Origin of the sequence: Stieleria sp., from assembly GCF_041595215.1 — a bacterium.
Classification (GTDB): Bacteria; Planctomycetota; Planctomycetia; order Pirellulales; family Pirellulaceae; genus Stieleria; species Stieleria magnilauensis.
On record NZ_JBFHKV010000421.1, the window covers coordinates 1 to 6597 of the forward strand.

Annotated in this window: 8 protein-coding genes; 6 read left to right on the plus strand and 2 right to left on the minus strand. The window is 57.8% G+C overall.

The genetic code is table 11. The annotated features are described in order from the left end of the window. Nucleotides 1–180 (plus strand): hypothetical protein (locus ABX749_RS16810; RefSeq protein ID WP_372896988.1); only part of this gene is annotated, 180 nt, incomplete at its 5' end. After that, nucleotides 177–533, plus strand: a complete 357-nt coding sequence (locus tag ABX749_RS16815) for a ferredoxin (protein WP_145208011.1) — start codon at nt 177–179, stop codon at nt 531–533. The genes ABX749_RS16810 and ABX749_RS16815, both read left to right, overlap by 4 nt. A 33-nt stretch (nt 534–566) precedes the next feature. Here the strand turns inward: ABX749_RS16815 and ABX749_RS16820 are convergent, their stop codons facing one another. Continuing rightward, a complete protein-coding gene (locus ABX749_RS16820; protein ID WP_372896989.1) occupies nt 567–1322 on the minus strand; it encodes a hypothetical protein in 756 nt (251 codons plus the stop codon). Nucleotides 1323–1572: 250 nt separating this feature from the next. Between ABX749_RS16820 and ABX749_RS16825 the strand changes: the two genes are divergently transcribed. Next, nucleotides 1573–3012: a sulfatase-like hydrolase/transferase gene (locus ABX749_RS16825; RefSeq protein ID WP_372896990.1), complete on the plus strand. Its 1440-nt coding sequence runs from the start codon at nt 1573–1575 to the stop codon at nt 3010–3012. Here the strand turns inward: ABX749_RS16825 and ABX749_RS16830 are convergent. Beyond that, the gene (locus tag ABX749_RS16830) at nt 2962–3690 is read right to left on the minus strand and encodes a hypothetical protein (protein ID WP_372896991.1); all 729 of its coding nucleotides are present in this window, start codon (nt 3688–3690) and stop codon (nt 2962–2964) included. The genes ABX749_RS16825 and ABX749_RS16830 overlap by 51 nt on opposite strands. Before the next feature lie 314 nt (nt 3691–4004). Between ABX749_RS16830 and ABX749_RS16835 the strand changes: the two genes are divergently transcribed. The 3 genes from ABX749_RS16835 (at nt 4005) to ABX749_RS16845 (ending at nt 6484) form a co-directional block, all read left to right on the plus strand. Then, nucleotides 4005–4844, plus strand: a complete 840-nt coding sequence (locus ABX749_RS16835; protein WP_372896992.1) for a DUF1559 domain-containing protein — start codon at nt 4005–4007, stop codon at nt 4842–4844. Nucleotides 4845–4936: 92 nt separating this feature from the next. Further along, a complete protein-coding gene (locus ABX749_RS16840; RefSeq protein ID WP_372896993.1) occupies nt 4937–5302 on the plus strand; it encodes a hypothetical protein in 366 nt (121 codons plus the stop codon). 78 nt (nt 5303–5380) lie between these two features. After that, complete coding sequence (locus tag ABX749_RS16845) at nt 5381–6484, plus strand: hypothetical protein (protein ID WP_372896994.1); 1104 nt, start codon at nt 5381–5383, stop codon at nt 6482–6484. The last annotated feature ends 113 nt before the right edge of the window (nt 6485–6597 follow it).

Here is a 6597-nt window from a genome sequence, read left to right on the forward strand (position 1 = left end):
AAGATCACCCGCGCCCTGATGGAAGAAGAGGAACTCGATGAGCAACAGATCACGGACCTGATCGGCGAATCGATTCAGCAGAAGATGAAGTCGGAGGAAGAGCCGATCCCCGGGACCGTGTCCTCACCGGAAGTCAACGATCCGGGGGTTTCGAATCCCGTCGTGAATCGTGACGAATGAATTTAAGCTCCGCCCGTAAGAAAGCAACGAAACTTCGCCTGCACCAGGTCGAGTACACGCTGGTCGTGTGCATGGATCGCAAGACCGCCAAGTGCTGCGGGGGCAAGGCGATGGAGGAAACGTGGCGGCACATCAAGCACTGCTGCAAGCTGCGTCGCAAGGCCGGCCAATCCGTTGTCTTGCGGATCAAGGCGGGCTGCATCGGCGTCTGCAAGGGAGGTCCGATTGTCGGCGTGCTGCCCGATGGAATCTGGTACGGTGACTGCACGCCGGAGATCATTGACCGGATCTTTGACGAACACCTCGGTCAAGGATCCGTCGTCCAGTCCCACGTGATTGCCGCCCCTTCATAAGCGGGCAATCGAGGCGGGCTGGACGTTCAGTCCTCACTCGGGCTTTTCCTCTTTTGCAACGATGCAAAACACGCATCCCGCAATCGCGAAACTGGGGACCGTCCACTTGAGAATCGATCCGTAAACCGGATGCCAGAATTCGGCTTCCGAGCTGATTCCGTTGTCGCGGTCGGGTTGTCGCAGTCGCCTGGACCGCGAATCGTCTCCTTGGTGGTCCGCCGCCTGCATGCGAAATCCGTCTCGCCAACTTGCAGGGGCCAACGGAGACAAGATGCCGGCGGTGCTGACGATGATCAAATACAGGGACAAGAACATTCCCAGGATCAGCCCCAGCAAGAGCCCGATCCCGCCTGCACGCAACGTTCGAATTGATTTCGCCTTCAATCCGATTGGGGCGGCGAGAGTCTCGGGGCCTGCTGAGCCGAGTGACGATTCGGGGTCGGTCGCGTCATCGTCGTCGCTATCGTCATCCTGTTCGGAAGTCTTATCTTCGTCCGCTGCCCTGATCGACTTCTTGAACGACGAGACGCTCTGAATCAAACCGACCAGGAAACCGACGAACCAACCCGCGGCGGGCAGGACGTCCGCAATTTGCTTGGTCGGCAGGGAAGTAAAAGATCCGATCAACCAAGCGATGACGCCGAGTTGCGAGAACACGATCACACCCAAGACAGATCCCAGCGAGATGAGGAAGATCGCCCGGCCCGACTGCCAGATGACCTCGATCAGTCGACCGATCCAGTCCCGATTTGACGCGGTTTCGGCATATGGGATTGGAATGGGTTTCATGGCAAGTCCTTCAACGTCGACGATCTGCACGCTCTGTAGGCATCAAGGCTCAAGAAACCGGGCGCGCTCCGGCCACAGCGACACTGCGGTGAACCGATGGCATCGCGTTCTTTCCACGTCGATCTTTGCACCGTTTGTGTCAAGATTTCCCACTGCCTCGTCGTTGACGTGACTCGGCCCTCCGCGGCAGTTAAGTTGGTAGGCGTACCGTCTGCGTCTCGTGAATCCCCGAATCGATCAAAGACCTGCCATGAAATCAATCGTTTCCGCCCTGGGCATTCTGGCCTTGATGGGCCTCTCCAACGCCAGTGTGGCGGATGAAGCATCGGCCCGTCGAGTCGGCGAAAAGCCGAACGTGATCTTGATCATGGCCGATGACGTCAGTTGGGAAGCGTTCAGCTGCTACGGAGCCGAAGATTATTCTACCCCGCACATCGATGCCCTGGCCGCCGATGGAGTCCGTTTTACTCATTGTTACTCCACACCGATTTGTACGCCCAGTCGCGTCAAGCTGATGACGGGCAAATACAACTTTCGCAACTACACGCACTTCGGCTATCTGGACCCGAACGAAAAGACGTTGGGGCACTTGATGAAGTCCGCCGGCTACAAGACAGCGATCGCCGGGAAATGGCAACTCAACGGTCTGTACAACCAACTTCCGGGTCATGACGATCCGACCCGCCCCCAAAAAGCAGGCTTTGACGAGTCGTATCTGTGGCAGGTCACAACGGGAAAGCAAATCAATCAGGGCGGAGGCGAACGCTTCTGGAGTCCTCCGCTGGAACGCAACGGCCGGATGCAAAGCGTTGACGAGAACCTGGGAAAGTATGGACCGGATTTGCTGTGTGATTTCATCTGCGACTTCATGCGCGAGAACCAGCGGGATCCATTTTTTGTCTACTACCCGATGATGCTGGTGCATGACCCGTTCGTCAAAACACCGGATACGATCGGCGATGACCCGCGAACCCAAGCTGCCAACAAACCGCCCAAAGACAAAGCGGCACGAAAGGAAAACTTTGTCGCCATGGTCGAGTACATGGACAAGATTGTCGGTCGAATCGTCGATCAGGTCCGCGCACTCAACCAGCTTGAAAACACGATCATCCTCTTCACCGCCGACAACGGAACCAACACCTCGATCAGTTCACGATGGAACGGTCAAATCATCAAGGGTGGCAAGGGCGGGATGACCGACATGGGGACCCATGTTCCGATGGTCGCCTCGTGGAAGGGAACGACACCGCCGGGGTTGGTGCTCGATGATCTGATCGAGTTCACCGACCTCTATCCGACCCTGGCCGCCGCAGCCGGAATCGATCTCGGCCGCGAAGATCCGATCGATGGACGCAGTTTCTTGCCGCAGCTTCAAGGCGACAAAGGCAATCCGCGGCAGTGGGTGCTGTGTCACTACCAACCGTATTGGAATAAGACGCCGGGGCAGTTCGTTCGCACCCAGGATTTCAAACTGTACCGTGACGGGCGTTTCTACAACGTCCCAGTCGATCTAACCGAATCGAAGGACCTTGGCCAGAGCAACTTGGCGTCGCGGGTAGGACAGGTTCGGCAGCAGCTCGTCGGTGTGATCGAGCAATGCCCACCGGCGCCGGTCGGCCGCGGCAGCCGGGACACCGAATCACGCCCCATCTATCCGGACTGGAAGAATTTGGTCGACCCGAATGATTGATTCATGCACGATGTGCCGGAAGGGTTGACGCAATTGCGTCGCACTGTCTTTCAGGGAATCGTCATTCAAGAAATCGATCATCGCCTGCGTGTCGTATTGGTTCTCAAGTCGATGGATCAATCCGCCGCGGATTTCGAAGTGGAAATTCACCCAAATCCGAGGGCTGGTTTGACCGCACCGGATGAGGATCTCGTCGAATCTGGCGGTGACCCCGTGATCGGCCACCAAATACCGTGGTGACAATGGATGTCCTGGGTCTCGGGTAAAGAGGCCGAAGAAGCGATCCAGCCAGACTTGAAATCCTTCCTTGCCCGTTTCTGCGACGAACAGCGGATGGCAGGAATTCCCCGCCGATCGAAACGTAAAGTTATCGGCGAGCAATTCTGCGCAATGATGAAGCACTGCAGCGGCATGTTTTTCGAAGGATTCCATGAACCGTTTGCAGGTGAGCAGTTCATCAAACAACAGGTCGCCGGTTTGGACGTCGGCGCCCCTTTCCCGAAGTGCTTGGACGATGTCCTCGATCGCCGCACCGGACAATCGTCCGACGGATTCCGCTTTGCGAATCAAGCGTGAGGAGTAGCCGGCCACTGCGGCGAGTGCCGTTTGGCTCAAACCGACTTTGGCACGCAGTGTTCGTAGTCGGTCGGCACGGATGCGGTAAGAAGTATGATCCAACAATGTCATCGCGGACGCCTTCTTGAAGGTGGGCCAGAAACGGTCGTGAGTGACGCATGGCAGGCAGCCCAACGTCGAATTATCGCGGGGGCCGTGTTCGGCCACAAGGGGCGCCGTGCCACGTTCTTGGAAATCCGACCGGCGGTAAACCGTTCCTCTACCGTTCCTATTCTGCGTCTTGGAGATCTCAACGCGATCGATATGATCATCGCACGAAATAAGATCCCGATCCGGTCAGGCGAACGGTGGTATAGAATCGTCGGTCGGATTTGGGCGGTTGATCTCCCTTCCTCCCTCCCTCCCTTTGATCTGCGATGCGACGCATGCACCGGATCGGCACGCTGCAAGGACAACCGTCAACGATTCGCTCACGCCGTGCATTTACGTTGATCGAACTGGTCGTGGTCATCACCGTCATGGGCATCCTGGTGGCATTGCTGTCATCTGGGGTGCAAGCGGCGCGTGAACAGTCACGGCGTGTCACGTGTTCGAATCATCTGCGTCAGCAAGCGTTGGCGTTGCACCTGTTCCATGACCTTTCCGGCAGCCTGCCGTTTGGAAACGATCGCGGCGAAGGCAGGAACCAATCGTGGGCCTCCGCGGTGCTTGGTCAACTGGAACGGTCCGAACTGGCTGTACAGTGGGACCGGAAAAAAGCATGGAACGATCCGGCTCGAAATCAGCAATTGTCCGAGACCGTGTTGCCGGTTTTGCGCTGTCCCTCGTCCGTCTGGGATTTCCCTGGGGACACGGATTATGCGGGCGTGATGGGAAGCGCACTTGCCAGCGGGCATTCCCTGACTGGACTGGATATCAACAACGGCGTGTTGATCGGGTCCTCGCCCCAGCGACGGTCGCCGATTCGGCTGACTGAGATCGTCGATGGGACCAGCCAAACGATGCTGATCGCAGAAGTTGTCGATCGCATGCCAGCTGAACACGGGCTTTGGGCAGACGGCCGCAACGCGATATCTCATGACAACGGCGGCATCAATGTCGACGCCAGTGGCGAAATCTTCAGCCGTCATCCTGCCGGGGCGCAAGTCGTCTTTGCCGACGGTTCGGTGCACTTTTTGACGGAGTCGATGGACACGTCACTGATCGGTGCATTGTGTTCTCGTAACGGTCGTGAAGTCATACCGGCGATTGATTAACTCACTTGCAAGGAGATCTTGAAAGACATCCTATTGCGTTTTTCGTGTGTCCGAGACAGTTCAACTTTTTCATTCAGAGAGAAATTCCCCCAATGTTTAAGAATGTTGTTTTGACGATGGCACTGGTCGCTGCACTCGGTTCGGTCGCTGAAGCAGGCGGCAGCAGCAAGTCGAACGGTTCCATTCGGTTTACGAATACCTCATCGACTCGAATCGGTCTGGTCGCGGTCGACCCCAGCGCCTCGCTCCAGGCGGCGACGACCGCGCGCGAGTTTACGGCCCGGGGTGGCAAGATTCTCAACCCCGGCGAATCGACGGAGTTCAAGAACCTGAGAACCGGTTCGCACACGGTCGCGACGACACTGGTTGCTCCGGGAACGACGTCTGTGAACGTTTCCGCATTCACCGTCACGACGGTGTCGGTCGCCAAAGGCAAACGGACGCAGATCAACCTCTAGTTGCACAACCCAAGCGTCGTGGGGCTGGCGGGATGGATTAAAAAACCATCCCGCAAGCCCTGTTTTTCGCTGCATTCCATGTCCAGCTCGCTCGTTTCCTCCCCCTTTCTGATCCTGCTGTCGGCGTTGCTGATGGCAGTCGCCTGGCTGGTCCCGCTGGCCGGTCCACTCAATTCGCTCGGCTGGGTGATCTTGATTCGGATGGCGATCGTGCGACATCGCAAGGCAGCCGGCCGTGTCACCGGGCTCAGCGGCTTGATCCATCTGTTGATCGCCTTTCACTGGGCCGGACGAACGATCTACGAAACGACCCATCTGGGCGTGTTCGGTTCGATCGTCGGTTTCCTGCTGTTTCTCGGTTGGGAGGCGCTGCCGTTCTATGGATTCGGAGTGGCCGCGTCGACACTCTGGCGGCGCGGACCAAACTGGATCTTTCTGCTCGTTCCGATCTGGATTCTGGCGGAGCGGTTTTGGCCGAAGGTGTTTGCCTGGTCGATCGCGCACACCTATTTGGACTATCCGCCGTTCATCCAGCTGGCCGAGGTGGCTGGCACTTCGGCGGTCGCCGCGTTGGTGATGCTGTTCAACGTCACGGTTGTTTACGGGTCGGTTTTGATTTGGCCCGACCGAATGGCCGCATCGGCAGCGCCTCGCTGGAGGTCGTTGGCCGCGGCCAGCGGTTTGGTGGCCGCGTGTTTGATTTGGGGAGTGGTGCGCGAGCATCGCATCGCGGCGATGCAAACCACCGGCGCTCGACTGCGGGTCGCGATCGTGCAGGTGGATCCGACCGTGGTGGGAGCCATCGAGCGTCTGCGTGAATTGTCCGATTCCGTTGACGGTCCGGTTGATCTGTTCGTTTGGCCCGAGTCGGCGCTCGGGATCTATCACTCTTCGCTGCAAGACTTTCGCGATGAACAACGAACGACGGAGCTTTCCGAAGCCCCCAACCCCGCGCTCGATCCCTACTCCAACAATCGCTCGCATTTATTGGCCGGAGGAAAAACGTACGATGAAGGGGGGCGTGATCGCGGGCCTTATCGAAACTGTGCCTTCCTGATCAATTCCGAGAAACAGATCGTCGGTCGCACGTCCAAACGGACCTTGATGCCGATCGGTGAGTATGTGCCGTTGGAACGTTTGGTTCCTTGGTTTCGCGAGTGGCTGGCCGTCGACACCGATTAGATTCCGGGCGTAGATTATGCTCCGTTGCAGCTGTCTACGGGAGTCAAGATCGGCGTGACCGTCTGCTATGAAGACACCGACCCGGCGATCGCGTCGGCGAATGTTCGTTCGGG